This is a genomic window from Centipeda sp. (in: firmicutes) (assembly GCF_057271695.1).
In genome coordinates, this window is record NZ_DBHIVL010000043.1 from 1 (window position 1) to 18,969 (window position 18,969).

Consider the following 18,969-nt stretch of genomic DNA (forward strand, 5'->3'; position numbering starts at 1 on the left):
ATCAAGGCGGTGCTCTTCTATACGATGGTCTACGTCTTCGCAAATGTCGGCGCGTTTGTCACGGTATCCTACCTTGAGACGAAACGCGGCGGCGCGGACTTTACGAATGTGCGCGGACTTGCGAAGGACTCTCTGCTGCCGGCGGGCATCCTGATGGTCGCCCTGCTCACGATGGCGGGCATCCCTCCGACGGCGGGCTTCGTTGGGAAAATCTATATTTTCTCGGCGGCGATCGACGCGGGCTATCTCTGGCTCGCAGGTGTCGGCTTTGTCATGTCGATGATGTCCGTCTACTACTACCTGCTCGTCATCAAGGAGATGTTCCGCGATGTCGAGGAGGGGGAGAAGGTGATCGAGGAGCGTCTGCGTCTACCGCTGCCGGCAAGTGCGATGGGCGTCATTGCCGTCGCCTTTTCCCTCATCATCGGTGTCTGGGCGGAGCCCCTCTCGATCTTCAGCAATGTTGCGGTCTATACGTTTATGAGATAAACTCAAGGAATCGCTGATAAAATGAAGTCCGTCAGATTGGCGTAGATTTTTTCGTCCGAACAAGGAGGCAAACCGGACGCATAGCCGCCCGCTATGTGGAGGATTTGTTGACACAGGCAGGGCGAAAAGGATGCGCCAAGATGGCAGTGCTGAATTTATCAGTGCTTCCTAAAGCAATTGAAAATGGGGCTGCTGCACGAAAAGAATGTGCAGCAGCCCCATTTTTAAGGAATCGCTGATAAAATGAAGTCCGTCAGATTGGCGCAGATTTTTCGTCCGAACAAGGAGGCAAACCGGACGCATAGCCGCCCGCTATGTGGAGGATTTGTTGACACAGGCAGGGCGAAAAGGATGCGTCAAGATGGCGCGGCTGAATTTATCAGTGCTTCCTTAATTGCTTTACTGTGTCTGTTTAGAAGGTCATGCGTACGCCGCCGCGCCAGATGCGGCCGTCGTAGGCGAGCGCGTCGCTCTCCTTGTCGAAGATGTTGTCAATACCGAGGTAGGCGCTGAACTGCTCGTTGAACTTCTTGGTAACAACGAAGTTCGTGAGTGCGAGAGCCGCGTCCTTATAAACGGTGCGCGCAGCCCTGCCTCTGCCGACCTGCTCCGCATAGCGGTAGCCTGAGATCCAGTCCTGCCAGAGTGTTGCGTTCCAGCCATGCCGCGGGTCATCGTAGCTGAGCTGGAGGCTCGCCTTGTGGCGGGCGCGTCCCATCAGGCGCGTGTTAGTCTTATCGTCCTGTGCGTCGAGGTAGGTATAGAGCCCACGCAGGGCGAAGCCGCTGCCGAGATCCTGTTTCGCCTCAAGCTCGATGCCCTGTATCGTGGCGCTGTCGATGTTCTGATATGTACCGGTTGAGAGGATCCTAGGCGGCGGGGGACCGGGGATGACGGTATTGACTACATTGACGTTGATCAAGTCTTCCACTTTGTTGTGGAAGTACGTGAGCTTACCGAAGGTCTTGCCGCGCTCGCCCTCGATTCCAAGGTCGAAGTTCAGCGCCTTTTCGGGCTTCAGATTGGGATTTCCAACAATATGGACATTCACCCGCGCAGCAGGTGTATGCCGCCAGTCAAAGTAGAGTTCGCTTGCCGTCGGAGCGCGGTAGGCAGTGCCAACATTCGCCTTGAAGCGCAGTCCTTTGCTCATTTTGTAAGTTGTGCCGAGCTTACCCGTCACCTCGCTGCCGAATACGTCGCTGTGATCCCAGCGCACAGACGGGATGATCGTCCAGCGCGGGCCGGCGAGCCACTCATCCTGCACATAAAGTGCGGCAAAATCCATCGAGCTGCCGCCGAGCTGATTGGTCACACCCTCAAGCGTTGTTGTCCTGGAGCCTTTGATGCGTGTACTTTCATAGTCCTCCTTGCGGTATTCGCCGCCGACGGTCATCAGGTGGTTCGGGGCGAGCTGCATGGAACGCCTGCCGTCAAAGATCAGCGAATTGTACGTCATATCGTCAAAGCTGCTGAGTGCGCTGTCGGCACGTTTTCTTGTCCGCTGGTTTTTGTCGAAATAGGTATAGTATACCTGCATCTCATAGTCGCCGCGGCTGTCGCGTCCCGAATACTTTGCGCCCGTCGTGATGCGGTCATGGTCGTAGGTTGTTTTCTGCGTGGCAGAGTCCTTCATATCGAGGTCTTCCTTCAGATAATCAAAGAAGACATCGAGATGTTTGTCCTTTGTTATCTCCATACGGCCGTCGATGTTGAAGAAATACTTCTTACCGTACATATTGCTGACGCTGTCCGTGCCGCGCTCCCGCACGCCCATGTGCTTGAAGCTCGTGCTGAATGCCCATTTGCCCACCTTGCCGGAGTCGAGGCGGAGGCCTTGATCGTTCTGGCGCGTTGTCCAGTCGAGCGTAACAGAGGTCTGCGCCTCGGCGGGGCGCTTCCGAATGACGTTGATGACGCCGCCGAGCGCTTCTGAGCCATAGAGGGAGCTGACCGCGCCGCGCACGATCTCGATCCGTTCCACGTCGTCCATGTTGACGCGCTGCAGCTCATAGTAGTTCATCGTCTCACTCGTGTTCTCCGTACGGACACGGCGCCCGTCGATGAGGATGAGCGTCTGGTTCGTGTTCATGCCGCGGAGGGCGGAGCGATTGCCGACCATTGCGTTTTCCTGTATGTCGATGCCGAGCGCGAGCTTCAGTGCCTGTGCGAGGCTCTCTGCGCCCATCTTGTCAATGTCTGCGCGCGTGATGACCTCGACGGCGCTTGGTGTCTCCTTGACCTCCTGCTCCGTGCGGGACGCTGTGACAATGACGTTATCTGTAACGACAGATGTTCCACCATCGCGAGCGGCTGCGCAGGCGGGCACGGTTACTGTACTCAGTACGGCTGCGGTCAGAAGAATGCTCTTCCGCGTGTGCTTGTGTAACATTGTTCTATCTCCTATCACTATATATCAAACATGGCGTGTGCAAAAACTTCACGTGCGAAATTTTTGCACATCGCCGCTGCCGCATCGTTTTGCTCTCCTGAAAGCACGTTTTTTCCTTTGTCAATCACTCCCTTCACTGCGGCGTTGGATACATGATATCCGCGATCGTCTGGAGTGCATCCGCGGCGCGGACGCCGGGATTCACGGCGAAGAGTTCGTACGGGAGTACATAGACACGCCCGTTCTTTACAGCGTCGACATCTGCCCATGCCTCGCTCTCCTGCAGGTCGCGGCGCATCTTGGGTTCGAGCGTCTCTGCGGGACCGTGCACGATGATGAAGATCACGGCGGGATTCTCGCGCGCGACGAACTCCATGGAGAGAGGCAGATAACCGCCGTCCCCCTCTGCCCGGTCGGCAATATTGCCGCCGCCGAGCATGTCGATCAGACCGCCGGTAAAGCATTTCGATGTGCCCATGTTAAAGCTGTCGGGCGAACCGAAGACGAGGAGATTCTTTGGTGGTGTGCGGCCCTCCGCGCGCGTCTTTACAGCATCGAGCTTCTCCTGAATCACTGCTGCCTGTGCACGTGCGTCCTCTTCATGTCCTGTGAGTTTCCCATAGAAATCAAGTGTGGAGAGTAGGGAAGGGACGTCGTCGAGCGCCTGTATGTAGAGCGGTACGCCGGCATTGCCAAGTGTCTCCACGAGTCCCGTATGGAAGGGGACGTTTGTGCCGATGACGAGATCGGGCTGCAGCGCGAGGATCTTCTCAATGTCGGGCTGGTGTATAATGCCGACCTCCTCTGCGGCTGCTGTTTTTTCCTTGACCGTCTCCGAGAGCACCTGCGAGGTCGGCTTTCCAACGATGTTGTCGGCGCCGCCCGCTGCGACGTAGAGGTCGAGGTTCGACGGGTTGAGGATGACAACGCGCTGCGGATGCGACGGAAGTGTGACCGTGCGCCCCGTGCTGTCCGTCACCGTGCGTTCCTTTTGCTCCGGCGATGCCTGCTCCTGCGGCCAGAGGAGAAAGAGTGCGGCTGCCGCGAGACAGAGAAATGCCGCAATGATACCGATTTTTCGCATAAACACCTCCAAAAACGATAAAGCCATCCTGTTGGATTTCGGCGCTCAATGTTCGTGTGCCTTCCGCGCAACGCGCTCCGGGAGGCAGAGTTTCGTGTGCCGCCCAGCGATCTCAACATCGCTGACGCGGCTCTCGACACCGTAGAGATCACGCACGAGTTCGCGCGTGAAGACGTCGTTTGGGGATCCGTCCGCGATGATCTTGCCCGCGCGAACGGCAATGAGGCGTTCACCATAGCGCACGGCTTGGTTGAGGTCGTGCAGCACCATAATGACAGTGAGACCGAGCGTTTCGTGGAGATTTTCCACGAGCTCCATGAGCGCGAGCTGATGGCGGATGTCGAGATACGTGGTCGGCTCGTCGAGGAGCAGTGCCTCCGGCTGCTGTGCAAGTGCCATCGCAAGACGCGCACGCTGACGTTCGCCGCCGGAGAGCGCGCGGATTGGACGCATGGCGAGGGACTCCATGCCTGTTCGTGTCAACGCCTCACGACATATTTCCTCGTCCTCTTTGGAGAACATGTCCCAGAATTTTCGATGAGGCAGGCGTCCCATGCGAACGAGGTCGAGTACTGTAATATCGCCGGGCGGTTCTGCACTCTGGGGCAGGAAGGCGATCTTCTGTGCAATATCCCGTTCGCTTTTTCTCCATATATCCGTTCCCAGGAACTCAATTGTCCCGCTGTGCGGCTTGAGGAGGCGGGCGAGAGCCTTTAGAAGTGTCGACTTGCCTGAGCCGTTGGGGCCGATGATTGCAGCGATCTCTGCGCGGTGTATGCAGACATCGACAGCATGTATGATCTCCGTGCTTCCGTAGCCGAGCGAAAGCGCGTGTGCCCGCAGCAGTTCTTCCATAACGTCACTCCCTTCGCATGCTCTTTTTGAGCAGGTAGAGGAAGAACGGCGCGCCCAGAAAGGACATGAATACGCCGACCGGAACTTCGACCGGTGCAAAGGCGACGCGTGCCGCAGCATCCGCACCGGCGACAAGCGCTGCCCCCCAGAGTGCTGACGCCGGCAGGAGCCAGTCAAAGTCAGAGCCGGTCAGGAGGCGCACGATATGCGGCACGACGAGTCCAACAAAGCCGAGCATGCCTGCAGCACTGACAGCGGATGCGGCGAGCAGCGCGGCAAGCACGAGGAGGACAAGGCGGGCGCGTGCGACATTCACGCCGAGGCTCCGTGCCGTCTCCTCACCGAGCTGCAGGGCGTTCAGCCAGCGACTGCCGAGCAGCGCTCCGGCAATGCCGATGAGTGTGTAAGGGAGTACCATCTCCGCATGGCTCCAGCTGCGCCCCGCGAACCCTCCTGCCATCCAGTTCACCGTGCCCTGCACGCGATCGGAGTAGAATACCATCAGTGCAGTCATCGCTCCGCCGAAAAAAGCGGCGATGGCGACACCTGCAAGTACCATGCGCATTGGATGCACGCCGTTTTCCCATGAGAGGGCAAAGACGAGCGCTACGGCAATCATCGCTCCAATGAAGGCGCCGAGTGGGACGAACTTCGTCTCGGCAGGTAGCAGGATCATGATGCACATGGCAGCAAGTCCGGCTCCTGCGGAGACACCGATGATGCCCGGATCGGCGAGCGGATTTTTCAGAATGCCCTGCAGGATACAGCCTGCGAGTGCAAGATTGATGCCTGTGAGCGCGCCTGTGACGATGCGCGGCAGACGGATATGATAGAGAATGCGGTAGTCCTCCGGTGCGCCGTTTCCGAGCAGTGTCGGAAGAATATCGCGCGGGGCGATCTCGACCGCGCCCAATGAGGCACTCGTAAGCAGTGCACCAATGAGTGCGAGGAAGCCGATGCCAAGTGCCAGCCGCCGCAGCAGTGTACGCGGATGAATGTCGGTGGGGAGGTTTTTTCCCGATGGTTCCATAGAATCTCCATGCTGTAAGAATATGAGACATACAATTATTATCAATTGATAGGTAAAAGAAAAAGGGAATCCCCCTTTTTCTTTGCCCGTAATACGGTCGATACCGCAAGCGACAACGACCGTGTTTATAATCGTTCCTTCATCTATCTGTCGCTAGAATACAGTATTGCATTTCTCTTGTCAACTCAAAATTTACACAGAAAAAAGCACTGCGCATGAGGATATTTTTGCTTTCGTGCAGCAGCGCTTTTGATTTTATCGTTTGACTTTTGTTAGCGATTTGTGTACTGGAACGTTTGTTATTTCATCTCATCCAGGATGGAGTCGTCGCCGCCCTTGAAGAGCATATAGCGCGCAAGGTCTTCCTGGAACTTGCCAACATCACCGGGCACCCATTTGCCAGTGTCCTTGTCCTTTTTGACATCGATTTCGAAGGACTGCTGTCCCGCAACCTTGGCATTCTTCATGTCGTCGGAGAACAGCTTCAGATACATATCACCGAACTTGTCAAGAGCTGACATATCGTTTGGATCCATCTTCTCGATCTCTTTTTCCATCTTTTGCATTGAACCCATCATGACGGAAGCGAATTCAATGTAGTCGGTCGTGATCTTGACCTTAGCGGAATTATCGCTCTTGGATACGACCTCCGTCTTGATCTTCAGTTCTTTGAGTTTGTCACCCATGATCTTCTGGGCACTGTCCATTCCTTCCTGCGTTGCGCTGAGACTCTTCCCGAGCTCTTTGATGAAGACCTCACTGATGGGCTTGGCATCGTCGCCTGTCAGCTTGAAATCCTTCATCGCAGCGGTATCACCGTGACCGATTCCCTCCGCGAGTGCATGGACATCAACATTCGGATCGTTCCCGCCGCAACCCATGAGAGTGACGCTCGTAAAGAGTGCGAAACAGATGGCGGGCAAGACCTTCCTCATCGTTGACATATAGGTATTTATCAGTGCTTCCCAAAGTCTGCCAGATTGGGCTGAAGTTATCAGCGGCTTCTATATATCCCAGTGCAGTCTCTCTGGATTCGGTGTCGCGCGGTCGATTTCACGCAGAATCCACGGGGCATTTTCATGTGTCGCGGCAAAGGCATCCGCAAGTACCTGCTCGTAGGCGGGAGGAATCTCCATCGCGTGAATTGCCATGTGCATATAGTCCTTTGCGATGAGAACGACGCCGCGCTCGGCGGCAAGGTGCGCCTTGAAGCGATAGCCGTAGTAGAGATAAGAGTTGTGCGGCACCGCCTCCGCAAGGCCGTCAAAGGCGGCAATGCGCTCATCTGCCTCCGCCTCCGCTTCCTCGGTCATGCGCCGCTTGTGCATGAGATTCCAGCGATCCGCCCAGAGTTCGCCGCGCAGGATGTACTTGTAGAGGAAATCCGTGGATTCGGCACATTCGATCGCCAGGTTGATGTGCTCAAGCGCAGCTTCCTGGGTCGCCTTGTCCGCCGCTTCGAGGGCACTTAGCCCCTGCATGGCATAGACTTTTTCCTCTACATCCTGTGCAAGCTCCTCGTTCGGCTCTGCGTCGACGACGCTCAGAAAGAGCTCCAAGGCTTCGGCACGGTATTCTTCGGTCTGTGCGAGGAAGTGGGCAAGGCGTGCGCGTGCGTGCCAGTCCTCCACACCGCCTGCAAAGAGCTCGTGCGGCGGGGCTGCCGCTCCGAGGCGATCCAAAACAACGTGGATGAGTTCGTGAAAGCGTTCCTGTGTCATAGTTCTATCACCTGTTTCATACGGTCTAAAAGGGGAAGGTCGTGCGTGATGACGATGAGCGTACCGCCGCGTGCATCGAGTGCCGCGAGCACGCCCTCAATCAGGCGAGTACCACGTTCCGCATCCAGTCCTGCTGTGGGTTCATCGAGGAGGAGCAGCGGGGCATCGGAGGCAAGAGCGAGCGCCGAGAGAAGGCGGCTGCGCTGTCCGCCCGAGAGCCGTGCGGCATTCGCTCCCAGAGGTTCGTCCAACCCGGCAGGAAGTGCCCGTACCACATCGGCAAGCTGCGCCGTCTCCAGTGCATTCCACATCCGCTGCTCATCCATATCCGCATGCAGACGCAGGAAGTTGTCGCGCGTCGATGTGCTGAAGAGATAGCTCCCCTGCAGGGAAGCTCCAAAGAGAGCGCGTGATGCGTCGGCAGAAAGGGCGGTATGCGGTACTCCTCCATATGAGATTGTACCACTGTCGGGCTCCCAGAGGCGCAGGAGGAGGCTTGCGAGCGTGGTCTTGCCTGCGCCGCTCTCACCGATGATTGCTGTGTGCTCCCCGCGTCGAATCGTAAAGGAGAGTTCGCGCACGATGGGAACGGAGGGATGGTAGCCAAATGTAATGTTCTTCGCCGCAATCAGAGGGGAGGACGTTTCAACGGGTGGGGGAGCCGTAGACACATTTTCTGCGGGAGCGGCTTGCGGTACGGACAGGATTGTCTCCGCCGCCCGCACCGATTCGACTGCGCCGAGGCTTGCGGCGGGCAGAGGGCGATACTCGCTGAGCACGGCTTCGAGGACGAGTACCCAGACGGCGTACCGCACACCCGTCAATGTCCCGTCCGCGACGCACGGCGTAAGCAGAACAATCAGGAGAATCCAGACCGTGACACGCAGGACATCGAGGAGCGTGAACAGCCGCTCGCGTTTCGTGCGTTTTTCATTCTGTTTTTGCTGAAAATCCTCTGCTGCGCAGTCAAGCTGTCCCTGCGTTCGTGTGAGTGTACCCGCCGCCGCGAGCTCCGTACGTCCGTCGAGACGGTCGAGGAGGACACTGCGATAGACGGTACTCTCCATGCGCAGATCGCTGCGGTGGAGCAGATGGGGCAGGGTGAGATGGAGGAGATAGAGAAGGACAATGAGCAGTACGCCAAGTGAACTGAGCGGGAGCAGCGCAGCACAGATTGCTGCGGTGAGGATGCCGGCAATGAGCGGCTGCGGAACGGTGCGCAGGTAGAAGTCACGCAGTGTTTCGCAGCCTGTCAGGAGATCGTGCAGAAACTCCCCCTCGCGAACGTTGCCTTCCCGCAGAGGAATCACCGCAGCAGAGCGGCGGTAGGTTGCCTGCTGGAAATCCTCATAGCAGGCAAATGCAAGGCGATGAGAGAGCAGACGGTCGAGGTAGCGGAAGACGGCGCGTCCGATTCCACAGGCGCGCATCATCGTAATTGCAAGCGCAAGCGCAGAGAGAGGCGGCTGCAGTGCCGCGCTTGCGATGATCCACGCAGCCGTACCGATGAGGGCGATGCCCGCACCCGCCGCAAGTACCCCCGCAAGCAGTGCAGGCAGTGCCTTGCTTGGAGCCGCAACTGCAAGCAGGCGAAAGAGTGCTGCCGTCATACGTCTCCACCTCCCAATGTGATGACTCGATCCGCCCATGCGATGAGGGCGGGGCGGTGCGATGTCAGAATCAACGTGCGATGATGCGCGAAGCGCGTGAGTGCGTCAATGACAAGGGCTTCGGTATCCCCGTCAAGTCCTGCCGTAATCTCATCAAGCAATACAATCGGACGGTTCTGGAAAAAGGCACGCGCAAGCCCGAGACGGTGACGCTCCCCTGCAGAGAGCGGATGTCCACCCGCTCCGAGCGGTGTCCGAAGTCCCTCGGGCAGTGCGTGCAGAAAGTCGCCGAGAGCAGCAGCCTCAAGTGCCGCAGAGACGGCTTCGTCCGTGGCATCTTCCAGCCAGAGACTGACGTTCTCCGCGAGGGGGGCCGTAAAGATATGCGGCTCCTGCGGGACATATGTGATGAGATGCGTGCGCGTTTTCTCGGAGAGCTGCGCAAGGTCGAATGAATTTCCCTCACCTGCGCCGTCCGAAAGCACGATTTTGCCCTCTGACGGTGCAATCTGACCCGCAAGTAGGAGGAGCAGCGTCGACTTGCCAATGCCGCTCGCTCCGGCGAGCACCGTAGACTTTCCTGCGGGAAATGAGAGATTCAGTGCGGTGAGTACTTCCTCCTCGGTCAGAGGGTAGCGGTAGCAGAGGTTTTCCGTATGCACGGAGGGCGGTGAAAGGATCTGACTGCGTGCGCCGTCCGTGGGGGAGGGGAGGTCAACATAGGGGAGGAGTGCTGTCTCTGCCGTCTTTGCGTCCATCGCCGCATGGAATGCAATGCCGCCCTCACGCAGCGGCTGATAGAACAGCGGTGCAAGGATGAGCACGAAGAATGCCGCCTGGAATGTCATCATGCCATCGAGCAGACGTAGACCGATGGAGACGGCAATGAGCGCAATCGAGAGTGTGGTAATCAGCTCCAGTGCGAATGCGGAGACAAAGGCGAGGCGCAGGACGGAGAGCGATGCCTCGGCGAAGCTGTGGCTCATGTGCGCGAGATATGCGCCCTCCGCGTCGATGCGACGAAAGATCTTGAGCGTCATCGCCGCACGTATGAGCTCGCCGAAACCGTTTGTGAGCGACTGCATCTTGTCCCACTGACGTTCGCTCGCACGGCGCGTTGCCTTTCCGATGAGGAAGAGCAGGAACGGTGCAATCGGCAGTGTCACGAGGAAGAGCAGTGCCGAGAGTGGGTCTGCAAACGCCGTCACAATGAGGATCAGAGGGATGAGAACTGCACCCGCAATCATCGTGGGCAGCACCGTGTGGAAGAATGGATCAAGTGCATCGACACGCTCCAGCGTGAGTGTCAGCGCACCGGAGGAACTACGTCCATGCAGGAGTATTGCCTCGTGGAGGGCTGTGCGTGCAAAGAGGCGTACGCGATAGGAGAGCTGTGCCTCGATACGGCTCTTGGGGAGGCGCAGAAGTGCCATAGAGAGGACGCACAAAAACAGCATCAGAAGATCTGATGCTGTTTCGGCAAGTCCGCCGCGCTCTATGAATACCGTATTGACAATGACGGCAGTCTCCCATGCCGCCGCGACGGTGAGCCCTCCGTGGAGGAGTTCAATCACCGCGCGTATGAGGACGCTGTGTCGTTGTGTGCGAATTGCAGAGAGTAGAATGGACTTCTTTTTTTTCATTGTGACTAATATGCCTGATGTCCGCCGTCATTTGGTGAAATGCGCTTGCGGAAGATGTAGTACGTCCAGATCTGATAGCAGAGAACAACCGGAACAAAGATCAGTGCCGCAATCGTCATAATGGACAGCGTGTACTCCGTCGAGGATGCGTTGTAGATCGTGAGACTCCAACCCGAGTTCAGACTCGAAACCATGAGGCGCGGGAAAAGCCCTGCGAAGAAGCCGACCGTCGTGCCGACGATGGCAAGACTGCCGAGTACGAATGCGGGCAGCTGCGCTCCCTTGTACATGACACCGAGCCCTGCGACAAATGCTGCCGCTGAGAAGACGAGCGCACCGGCGGCAAGCGAGCTGGCATAGAGATCCGTCTCAACGTATGTGAGAATCATGCAGAGCACGTAGAGGAGTGCCGCAACGACACCGAACTTCAGACCGAGCACGCGGGCGCGGTCGAGGAGATAGGTGCTCGTGAGGCGCAGACGCAGGAATGCCGCACCATGGAAGGCAAAGACCGCGACGAAGGTCGCACCGCCGACCACCGTGTAGGGGGTCAGGAGGTCAAAGAAATTGCCCTGATAAATCTTGTCTGCACCGATGGGCAGACCTGCAATCAGATTCGTGACCGCAACGCCCCAGAGGAATGCGGGGACGATGCTGCCGAAGGCAATCGCATACGACCAGTAGCGCTGCCATGCGTCGTCCGAACGCTGATGACGGAACTCGAATGCGACACCGCGCAGAATGAGCGCAAGCAGCATGAGGAAGAGCGCGAGATAGAACGTGCTGAACATCGTGGCATAGACATGCGGGAATGCTGCGAAGGTCGCGCCGCCCGCCGTAATCATCCAGACCTCATTGCCGTCCCAGACGGGACCGATCGTACGGATGACCTGCGAACGGTCACTCTCTTTGTCAGAGAGAAGCGTGAGAAGTGTGCCGACACCGTAGTCGAATCCCTCAAGGAAGAAGAATCCCGTGAAGAGGACGACGATGAGTACGAACCAGAGAATATTGTAGTCCATTCTTACTTCCCTCCTTCGATGGCAGGTGTGATCTGCGTGCGGTGGATGAAGCGGAAGGCGAGATAGAGCGCCGTGATCAGGAGCAGCAGGTAGAGCACCGTGAACCCGATCATCGAGATCATGATCTCAGCCGAGGTGAGATTTGGCGAGACACCGTCCACCGTCTTTTGGAGTCCGACGACGAGCCATGGCTGACGCCCCATCTCCGCGACAATCCAGCCGCAGGAATTTGCGATAAAGGGGACGACGACGAGCCACGGGAGCGCATAGAGCAGCTTCTTTGCCGAGAACAGCTTGTCCTTTTTCGCCAGATAGAAGACGACGAACGAAACGAGCACCATGAAGAAGCCCGCGCCAACCATCGCACGGAACGCATAGAACAGCATCGTTACATGCGGACGGTAGTCACCAGGGCCGTACTTTTCAACAGCCTCTTTTTGGAGGTCGTTGATGCCGCGCACTTCGCCCTGGGTGCTGTCATGCACCATAATCGTGAACATATAGGGGATCGTGATCTCGAAATCGTTGTGCCCCTTCTCCATGTTCGGATAGGCGAGCACAGCGAACGGTGCGGGATCCTCCGTCTCCCAGAGTGCCTCCATCGCAGCGAGCTTCATCGGGCTTGCCTGTGCGAGATACTGCGTGTGCAGGTGACCGCTGGCGATGACACCGACCACGCCGACCATTGTGTAGAGCGCACCTGCCTTAAGGGCCTGCGTAAAGGGATAGCGCGACTCCTCATCGTGGAGCAGCTTCCAAGCCGAAACTGCCATAACGACAAAGCCTGCCGTCGTTATGCCCGCAAAGATCGTGTGCGACTGCTCGCCGATGATGTAGTGATTCGTGATAAGCTCAAAGAAGCTTGCCATCTCCGCGCGGCCGTTCGCCAGCGTATAGCCGACGGGGTGCTGCATGAAGGAGTTCGCGACGAGAATCCAGAACGCCGACAGATTGCTGCCGAGTGCGACAAGCCAGATGCACGCCAGATGCGCCTTTTCTGAGAGCTTATCCCAGCCGAACATCCAGATGCCGAGGAACGTCGACTCCAGGAAGAATGCGGTCAGTGCCTCAAGTGCCAGAGGTGCGCCGAAGATATCGCCCATGAAGCGTGCGTACTCCGACCAGTTCATGCCGAAGTGGAACTCCTGCACGATACCTGTGACGACACCCATCGCGAAATTGATGAGAAAGAGCGTACCGAAGAAATGCACAAGTTTTCGGCATGTCTTCTTCCACTCCGGTTTCTTCGTCCGCACGTAGCACGTCTCGAGCAGGGCGACAAAGATCGCCATGCCGAGGGTGACGGGGACGAAGAGAAAGTGATAGATGGTGGTGATTGCAAACTGCCATCGTGACAGCAGCACTTCTTCCATTTCCAAACCCCTCCTAAATAAAATACCCATGATAATAACAGCACCGTCTTCTGTCGCTTCAATCGTGACAAAAGACCTCGATTCGTGAATTATATCATAGGTCAATATGAAATACAAGTTAGGCGAATATTTTTACTTATTTAGGAATAAATATTTGTTAAGGAATCGCTGATAAAATGAAGTCTGTCAGATTGGTACAGATTTTTCGCCCTGTCAAGGAGACAAACCGGACGCATAGCAAAGGCTATGTGGAGGATTTGTCGACACAGAGAGGGCGGAAAAGATGTGCCAAGATGGCAGTGCTGAATTTATCAGTGCTTCCTTAATCTCATTCTCGAAGCGCATTCACAATAAGAAGGATAAGCAGGAGAACAAGTGCGCCGGTGACAAATGAATAGGGGAGAATCGCAGCATCAAGGACGGTGAAGACACCTGCGGATGCCAATGTGAAGATGAGGAGGAAGAGCACGCTCAGCAGGCGGTTCTGCTTCGTGCGTGCGCGTGCAGCGTTGCAGGTGTCCCAGAGTGTGACGAGACTCGGAAGTCCCTCGCTGTCGAGTGTGATGTCGGGAGTGAAGTTCGTGGAGTGTCCTTGATTGCGGAGAGCCTGTGCCTTGAAGTAGGCGGCATCCTCGGGGGACATGAGCGGCTCGATCTCGCTTGCTGCTTCGCCGCCGTCCGGTCCGCGCAGCAGCTCCTCGTGCAGAGGATCGTGCGGCGCGTCCTCCTCCTGCTCCAACGATGGTTTCTCAAACGAGGAGGGGCAGCCGATGCTGATGTCTGCTGCACGCAGTGCCGCCTGATCTGCCATCGGATCGCCGACCATCGCGACGACAGAGCCGCGCGATTGGAGGAGGCGGATCTCGCGTGCCTTGTCCGTGCCCGTGAGATCGGAGCGCACCTCGTTGATGCGCAGCTCCTTGGCTGTCGCGTTTGCGAGACGTTTCGTCTCACCTGTGAGGAGGATGAGGCTGAGTCCGCGCTCCTTGAGTGCGTTCAGGGCGCGCCGCACCTCGGCGCACACATCGTCGCGGACGGCGATGATGCCGCGCGCGTACTTGCTTGAGCTGACGAAGAGGGGGGTCTGCCCACTCGTGGCGAGCTGATCGGCGCGCGTGAGGAGAGCTGCGCTGATTTCGATATTTTCCTCCTGCAGCCACTCCTTCTTGCCGACGCGTACGGGGGTGCGGGCAATCAGTGCCTCAACGCCGAAGCTCTCCGTCTCGTGCGCGGCAGAGTGACGTTGGAGATGCAGGCCGCGCTGGACAGCTGTGTCATAGAGCGCGTGGGCGTAGGGATGTGTTGCCTCGCGCTCGGCACTCGCGGCAAGTGCGAGGAGGGAGCCCTGCGTCATACCCTCGGGTACAAGCGCGGAGATGAAGACGTTGCCCTCGGTGAGTGTGCCGTTGCGGTTGAATGCAATCGTGTCGACATGCAGCAGCTCCGTCAGTGCCCCCATGCGGCTGCACACAATGGCGGAGTCACGCAGACGGCGTTTGATGCGCAGTGCAATGAGCATGCGCGAGACAATAAAGGGGAGCGGTGAAGCGGTGAGAAAGACCCCGAGAAAAATTTCGGACGCTGCTTCGACTGTGATGTCGCCCGCGATGTACCAGTATCCCGCAGCTCCTGCCGCAAGAACGACGCTTGCGATAAAATGAAAGAATGAAGAAAACATTTTTTTCAAGGACGTTCAACTCCTGTCCTGTTACTTTTACACGGGCATTATAGCACAGGCGCGGGGATGTGACAAATCTCTTCGAGGGGATCTTGCTCGCTTTGCATAGAGCGTGGTAGTATGGAATCGCTGATAAATTCTGCACTACAATTTTAGGAATCGCTGATAAAATGAAGTCTGTCGGATTGGTACAGATTTTTTGTCCTGTCAAGGAGACAAACCGGACGCATAGCCAAAGCTATGTGGAGGATTTGTCGACACAGACAGGGCGAAAAAGATGTGCTAAGACAGCGGTGCTGAATTTATCAGTGCTTCCTTTATTCGGACGAAAAATCTACGTCCATCTGAGAGACTGTTTTATCAGTGATTCCTATAATCTAGTTATTGTGATTATGTAAATTATATTTTGGAGATCCGACATGGAGCTATTGCACGCAGTTTTTTCCATCTTTTCAGAACGCAGTGCGTTCTTTGTACAGCTTTTGGTTGAGCATCTGTGGATCTCGGGAGCGGCAATCGGCATCGCCGTTGTGCTCGGCGGGGCAGCGGGCATCCTCATTCATCGTTATGAGCGCGCGGCGACACCGACGCTTGGCACGGTGAACTTCCTCTATACGATCCCGTCGATTTCGATGCTCGGTTTTTTGATTCCGTTTTTCGGCATTGGCAACCGCTCGGCGATCATTGCACTCACGATCTACGCACTCCTGCCGATGGTGCGCGCGACGCATACGGGGCTCGCGCAGATACAGCCCTCGCTTGTGGAGGCGGCAATCGGCATGGGCAGTTCGGCGTTTCATGTGCTGACGCGCGTTCAGATTCCGCTTGCGATGCCCGTCATTATGTCCGGGATTCGCAATATGGCGACGATGACGATTGCACTTGCCGGCATTGCGTCCTTTATCGGTGCGGGCGGTCTCGGTGTTGCCATCTATCGCGGCATCACGACGAACAACCCCACCCTCACGATTGCGGGGAGCCTCCTGATCGCCGTGCTTGCGCTCGTGGTGGACGGCGCACTGGGGCAGGTCGAGGCGTGGCTGAAACGCCCCGCACGCATCACAGGAAACGTACGCGCTGCCTATGCGGGGGCAGCTGCCGTACTGTTCATTGCCGTGAGCACTGTGACCTACGGTTTCTTCGGCAAGGCGGATGTCGTCCACATTGCGACCAAACCGATGACAGAGCAGCTGATTATGGGCGAGATGCTGAAACTCGTGATTGAGCACGATACGGGGCTAGAGGCGCGCATCACAGCGGGCGTCGGCGGCGGCACGTCGAATATCCACCCCGGGATGGAGAGCGGCGCGTTCGACATTTACCCGGAGTATACGGGAACGGGCTGGAACATGGTGCTCAAGGAGGAGTCAAAATACAGCGAGGAACTGTTTCCGCAGCTGTCCGAGGAATATGAGCGGCGTTTTGCGATGCGTTGGGTCGGGATGTACGGCTTTAACGATACGTTCGGCATCGCCGTGCGGCGTGAGATTGCGGAGCAGTACGATCTGCACACGTATTCTGACCTGCGCCGTGTCGCCCCTCAACTCGTCTTTGGTGCGGAGTACGATTTTTTTGAACGCGCGGATGGTTATCCTGCGCTCTGCAAGGTGTACGGGCTGGATTTTGCCCGCACGGTCGACCTCGACATTGGGCTGAAATATCAGGCACTCGCGAACAAGCAAATTGATGTGATGGTTGTGTTCACGACAGACGGACAGCTTGCGGCGGCGGATGCGCGTGTGCTCACGGATGATCGGAATTTTTTCCCATCCTATCGCTGCGGAAACGTTGTGCGTGCGGAGGTGTTGGAGCGGCATCCGGAGCTTGTGCCTGTACTGGAGAAGCTGACGGACAGTATCACGGACGAGGAGATGGCGGTAATGAACCACGCTGTTGAGAGCGAGGGGAAGGAACCGCACGCAGTCGCGGAGGAATTTCTGTGTGCAAAGGGGCTTCTTTGAGGTGGTGTCTGAGCACTCCACGCAAACGGGGGAATTCCTTGAAAATCCTCCCATTCAATGTTAGAATACAGAAGAGTAAAAATATTTCGCAGGAGGAAGCGATATGAGCATAAACACGACCAAGATGGAGCAGGACAAGGTGCTCCGTCTGATGGCGGAGAAGTACCCGACGAAGGAGATCGTCTACGAGAAAATTGTCTACCTGCAGTCACAGCTCATGCTGCCGAAGGGTACGGAGCACTTTATGAGCGATCTGCACGGCGCGTACGATTCGTTCTTTCATATCCTCAACAACTGCTCGGGTGTCATCAAGGAAAAGGTGGACTACTGCTTCGGCGAGCGCATGAGGGAGGAGGAGAAGGCGGAGTTCTGCACGCTGATCTACTATCCGCGCGAGAAGGTGGAGCAGCTCACGGCGGAGGGCAAGGCGGACGCAATCTGGTATCAGCAGAACATTGCGAATCTGCTCGAGCTGACCAAACTCATGAGCTGGAAATTCCCTGCAAGCAAGATGCGCAGCTACATTCCCAAACGCTACGAATCCGTCATCGTGGAGCTGCTGAGCACGCGCCCCGAGCTGGATGAGGCGCAGCTCTACTACTACAAACAGCTGATTGAGACCATCGTGGAGATCGGCGGCGGCGCAGACTTCATCGAGGCGTTCAGCGTGCTCGTCAAGCGGCTTGCGGTCGAGCGCATCCACATCGTCGGCGACTTCTTCGATCGCGGCGACCGTCCTGACGGCATCATTGACCTCCTCATGCAGCACCCGTCCGTGGATATCCAGTGGGGCAACCACGATGTGCTCTGGATGGGCGCGGCACTCGGCAGCGAGGTCTGCATCGCGGCGGTCATCCGCAACTCGCTGCGCTACCGTAACACAGACGTGTTGGAACGCGGCTACGGCATCAGTCTGCGCCCACTCTCGACGTTCGCCTCGCGCATCTATCCCGACGAGAACCCGATCAAGGCGGCGGAGCGTGCGATCTCGATGATGATGTTCAAACTCGAAGGGGGGCTTATCAAACGCAATCCTGATTTTTGCATGGAGGATCGTCTGCTCCTCGACAAGATTGACTTCAGCCTATCCTGTGTCACACTGAACAATGGACGGCGCGTGGAACTGGACAGTGCCTATTTCCCGACGATTGACGACGGCGCAGACTGCTACGAACTGACGGAGGAGGAGCGGCACATCATCGACGATCTGCGCTCCTATTTCCTTGAGAGCAAGGCACTCCAACGCCATGTGGACTATCTCTATGAGCGCGGCAGCATGTATATGTGCTACAACGGCAACCTCCTGTTCCATGGCTGTGTTCCCATGAACGAGGACGGCAGCTTCCGCACCATTACATACAGGGGCGAGGAGTACACGGGACGCGCATGGATGGACTTCTGTGAGGAAAAGGCGCGTGCGGCTTGGAACGAACACACGCAGGAAGGGTTGGACTTTATGTACTTCCTCTGGTGCGGGCTGCTCGCACCGACCTCGGGACGCTCGTTCACCACGTTTGAGCGTTCCTTTATCTCCGACGAGTCGACGTGGAAAGAGCCGTCCGACCCGTATTTCCGTCTCATCAAGGAGGAGGAACTCTGCGAGAAAATTCTTGCGGAGTTCGGGCTTGACCCAAAGCACGGGCACATCATCAACGGGCACGTTCCCGTCAAGGTGAAAAAGGGGGAGAGTCCGTTGCGTGCGAATGGTCGTGCGATCATCATCGACGGCGGTTTTGCGACACCATATCACTCCAAGACGGGCATCTCGGGCTACACACTCATCTACAACTCGCGCGGGCTGCGTCTCCTCCAGCATCAGACGGTGGCGAATGTGCGTGAGGCACTGCGCGAGAACCGCGACATCGAGTCCGTCTCGCAGACGGTCGAGCTGCAGGCACGCAGCTGTCTTGTGCGCGACACGGATCGCGGCGCGGCGATCATGGACGAGATCGCCGACCTGCACGCCCTCCTGCGCGCGTATCAGACGGGGCATATCAAGCCGCAGTAAGAGCATAAGAAAGCCCGCACATTGCATTCGATGTGCGGGCTTTCTTATGGGAAGCACTGATAAATTCAGCACCGCCATCTTGACGCATCTTTTTTGCCCGCAC

Annotated in this window: 15 protein-coding genes and 1 pseudogene; 5 read left to right on the plus strand and 11 right to left on the minus strand. The window is 57.1% G+C overall.

All coding sequences use genetic code 11. From position 1 onward, the window contains the following. Both ACO6BQ_RS07745 and ACO6BQ_RS07750 read left to right on the plus strand, forming a co-directional pair. On the plus strand, window positions 1–489 hold a 489-nt coding region (locus ACO6BQ_RS07745), incomplete at its 5' end, for a proton-conducting transporter transmembrane domain-containing protein (protein WP_489120296.1). Window positions 490–732: 243 nt separating this feature from the next. Further along, window positions 733–883 (plus strand): annotated as a pseudogene (locus tag ACO6BQ_RS07750) (secretion protein HlyD). 18 nt (window positions 884–901) lie between these two features. Here the strand turns inward: ACO6BQ_RS07750 and ACO6BQ_RS07755 are convergent. The 10 genes from ACO6BQ_RS07755 to ACO6BQ_RS07800 form a co-directional block, all read right to left on the minus strand. Next, complete coding sequence (locus tag ACO6BQ_RS07755; protein WP_489120297.1) at window positions 902–2,881, minus strand: TonB-dependent receptor plug domain-containing protein; 1,980 nt, start codon at window positions 2,879–2,881, stop codon at window positions 902–904. A gap of 133 nt (window positions 2,882–3,014) precedes the next feature. Continuing rightward, on the minus strand, window positions 3,015–3,965 hold the full coding sequence (locus tag ACO6BQ_RS07760; protein WP_489120298.1) for an ABC transporter substrate-binding protein: 951 nt from the start codon (window positions 3,963–3,965) through the stop codon (window positions 3,015–3,017). Between the two features lie 45 nt (window positions 3,966–4,010). Then, on the minus strand, window positions 4,011–4,820 hold the full coding sequence (locus ACO6BQ_RS07765; RefSeq protein WP_489120299.1) for an ABC transporter ATP-binding protein: 810 nt from the start codon (window positions 4,818–4,820) through the stop codon (window positions 4,011–4,013). Window positions 4,821–4,824: 4 nt separating this feature from the next. After that, window positions 4,825–5,850, minus strand: a complete 1,026-nt coding sequence (locus ACO6BQ_RS07770; protein ID WP_489120300.1) for a FecCD family ABC transporter permease — start codon at window positions 5,848–5,850, stop codon at window positions 4,825–4,827. Window positions 5,851–6,149: 299 nt separating this feature from the next. Further along, window positions 6,150–6,773: a BAR domain-containing protein gene (locus tag ACO6BQ_RS07775; RefSeq protein ID WP_489120301.1), complete on the minus strand. Its 624-nt coding sequence runs from the start codon at window positions 6,771–6,773 to the stop codon at window positions 6,150–6,152. An 81-nt stretch (window positions 6,774–6,854) separates the two neighbouring features. Further along, on the minus strand, window positions 6,855–7,571 hold the full coding sequence (locus ACO6BQ_RS07780) for a tetratricopeptide repeat protein (RefSeq protein WP_489120302.1): 717 nt from the start codon (window positions 7,569–7,571) through the stop codon (window positions 6,855–6,857). Next, entirely contained in the window at window positions 7,568–9,181 is a 1,614-nt protein-coding gene (locus ACO6BQ_RS07785) for an amino acid ABC transporter ATP-binding/permease protein (protein ID WP_489120303.1), read from the minus strand. Before ACO6BQ_RS07785 ends, ACO6BQ_RS07780 begins: the two co-directional genes overlap by 4 nt. Continuing rightward, window positions 9,178–10,824, minus strand: coding sequence for a thiol reductant ABC exporter subunit CydD (gene cydD / locus ACO6BQ_RS07790; RefSeq protein WP_489120304.1), 1,647 nt, complete (start codon window positions 10,822–10,824; stop codon window positions 9,178–9,180). Before cydD ends, ACO6BQ_RS07785 begins: the two co-directional genes overlap by 4 nt. Before the next feature lie 5 nt (window positions 10,825–10,829). Continuing rightward, window positions 10,830–11,846 (minus strand): cytochrome d ubiquinol oxidase subunit II, encoded by a 1,017-nt coding sequence (gene cydB, locus ACO6BQ_RS07795; protein WP_489120305.1) that lies wholly within the window; start codon window positions 11,844–11,846, stop codon window positions 10,830–10,832. A gap of 2 nt (window positions 11,847–11,848) precedes the next feature. Next, window positions 11,849–13,219, minus strand: coding sequence for a cytochrome ubiquinol oxidase subunit I (locus ACO6BQ_RS07800; protein ID WP_489120306.1), 1,371 nt, complete (start codon window positions 13,217–13,219; stop codon window positions 11,849–11,851). Between the two features lie 176 nt (window positions 13,220–13,395). Here ACO6BQ_RS07800 and ACO6BQ_RS07805 point away from each other — a divergent pair, with 176 nt between their 5' ends. Further along, window positions 13,396–13,545 carry a hypothetical protein gene (locus tag ACO6BQ_RS07805; protein WP_006692246.1) on the plus strand — a complete coding sequence of 50 codons (150 nt, stop codon included), beginning with the start codon at window positions 13,396–13,398 and terminating at the stop codon, window positions 13,543–13,545. A 2-nt stretch (window positions 13,546–13,547) separates the two neighbouring features. Here ACO6BQ_RS07805 and ACO6BQ_RS07810 read toward each other — a convergent pair whose 3' ends face one another. Continuing rightward, on the minus strand, window positions 13,548–14,906 hold the full coding sequence (locus tag ACO6BQ_RS07810; protein ID WP_489120307.1) for an HAD-IC family P-type ATPase: 1,359 nt from the start codon (window positions 14,904–14,906) through the stop codon (window positions 13,548–13,550). Between the two features lie 410 nt (window positions 14,907–15,316). Here ACO6BQ_RS07810 and ACO6BQ_RS07815 point away from each other — a divergent pair, with 410 nt between their 5' ends. Further along, window positions 15,317–16,858, plus strand: a complete 1,542-nt coding sequence (locus ACO6BQ_RS07815) for an ABC transporter permease/substrate-binding protein (protein ID WP_489120308.1) — start codon at window positions 15,317–15,319, stop codon at window positions 16,856–16,858. A 103-nt stretch (window positions 16,859–16,961) separates the two neighbouring features. Then, window positions 16,962–18,866, plus strand: coding sequence for a fructose-1,6-bisphosphatase (locus tag ACO6BQ_RS07820; RefSeq protein WP_489120309.1), 1,905 nt, complete (start codon window positions 16,962–16,964; stop codon window positions 18,864–18,866). The last annotated feature ends 103 nt before the right edge of the window (window positions 18,867–18,969 follow it).

Coding starts and splice junctions, on each gene's coding strand:
- ACO6BQ_RS07765 (WP_489120299.1), bottom strand. CDS start 4,820: ATGGAAGAACTGCTGCGGGCACACGCGCTTTCGCTCGGCTACGGAAGC.
- ACO6BQ_RS07800 (WP_489120306.1), bottom strand. CDS start 13,219: ATGGAAGAAGTGCTGCTGTCACGATGGCAGTTTGCAATCACCACCATC.
- ACO6BQ_RS07815 (WP_489120308.1), top strand. CDS start 15,317: ATGGAGCTATTGCACGCAGTTTTTTCCATCTTTTCAGAACGCAGTGCG.
- cydB (WP_489120305.1), bottom strand. CDS start 11,846: ATGGACTACAATATTCTCTGGTTCGTACTCATCGTCGTCCTCTTCACG.
- ACO6BQ_RS07785 (WP_489120303.1), bottom strand. CDS start 9,181: ATGACGGCAGCACTCTTTCGCCTGCTTGCAGTTGCGGCTCCAAGCAAG.
- ACO6BQ_RS07770 (WP_489120300.1), bottom strand. CDS start 5,850: ATGGAACCATCGGGAAAAAACCTCCCCACCGACATTCATCCGCGTACA.
- ACO6BQ_RS07760 (WP_489120298.1), bottom strand. CDS start 3,965: ATGCGAAAAATCGGTATCATTGCGGCATTTCTCTGTCTCGCGGCAGCC.
- ACO6BQ_RS07780 (WP_489120302.1), bottom strand. CDS start 7,571: ATGACACAGGAACGCTTTCACGAACTCATCCACGTTGTTTTGGATCGC.
- ACO6BQ_RS07820 (WP_489120309.1), top strand. CDS start 16,962: ATGAGCATAAACACGACCAAGATGGAGCAGGACAAGGTGCTCCGTCTG.
- ACO6BQ_RS07805 (WP_006692246.1), top strand. CDS start 13,396: ATGAAGTCTGTCAGATTGGTACAGATTTTTCGCCCTGTCAAGGAGACA.
- ACO6BQ_RS07755 (WP_489120297.1), bottom strand. CDS start 2,881: ATGTTACACAAGCACACGCGGAAGAGCATTCTTCTGACCGCAGCCGTA.
- cydD (WP_489120304.1), bottom strand. CDS start 10,824: ATGAAAAAAAAGAAGTCCATTCTACTCTCTGCAATTCGCACACAACGA.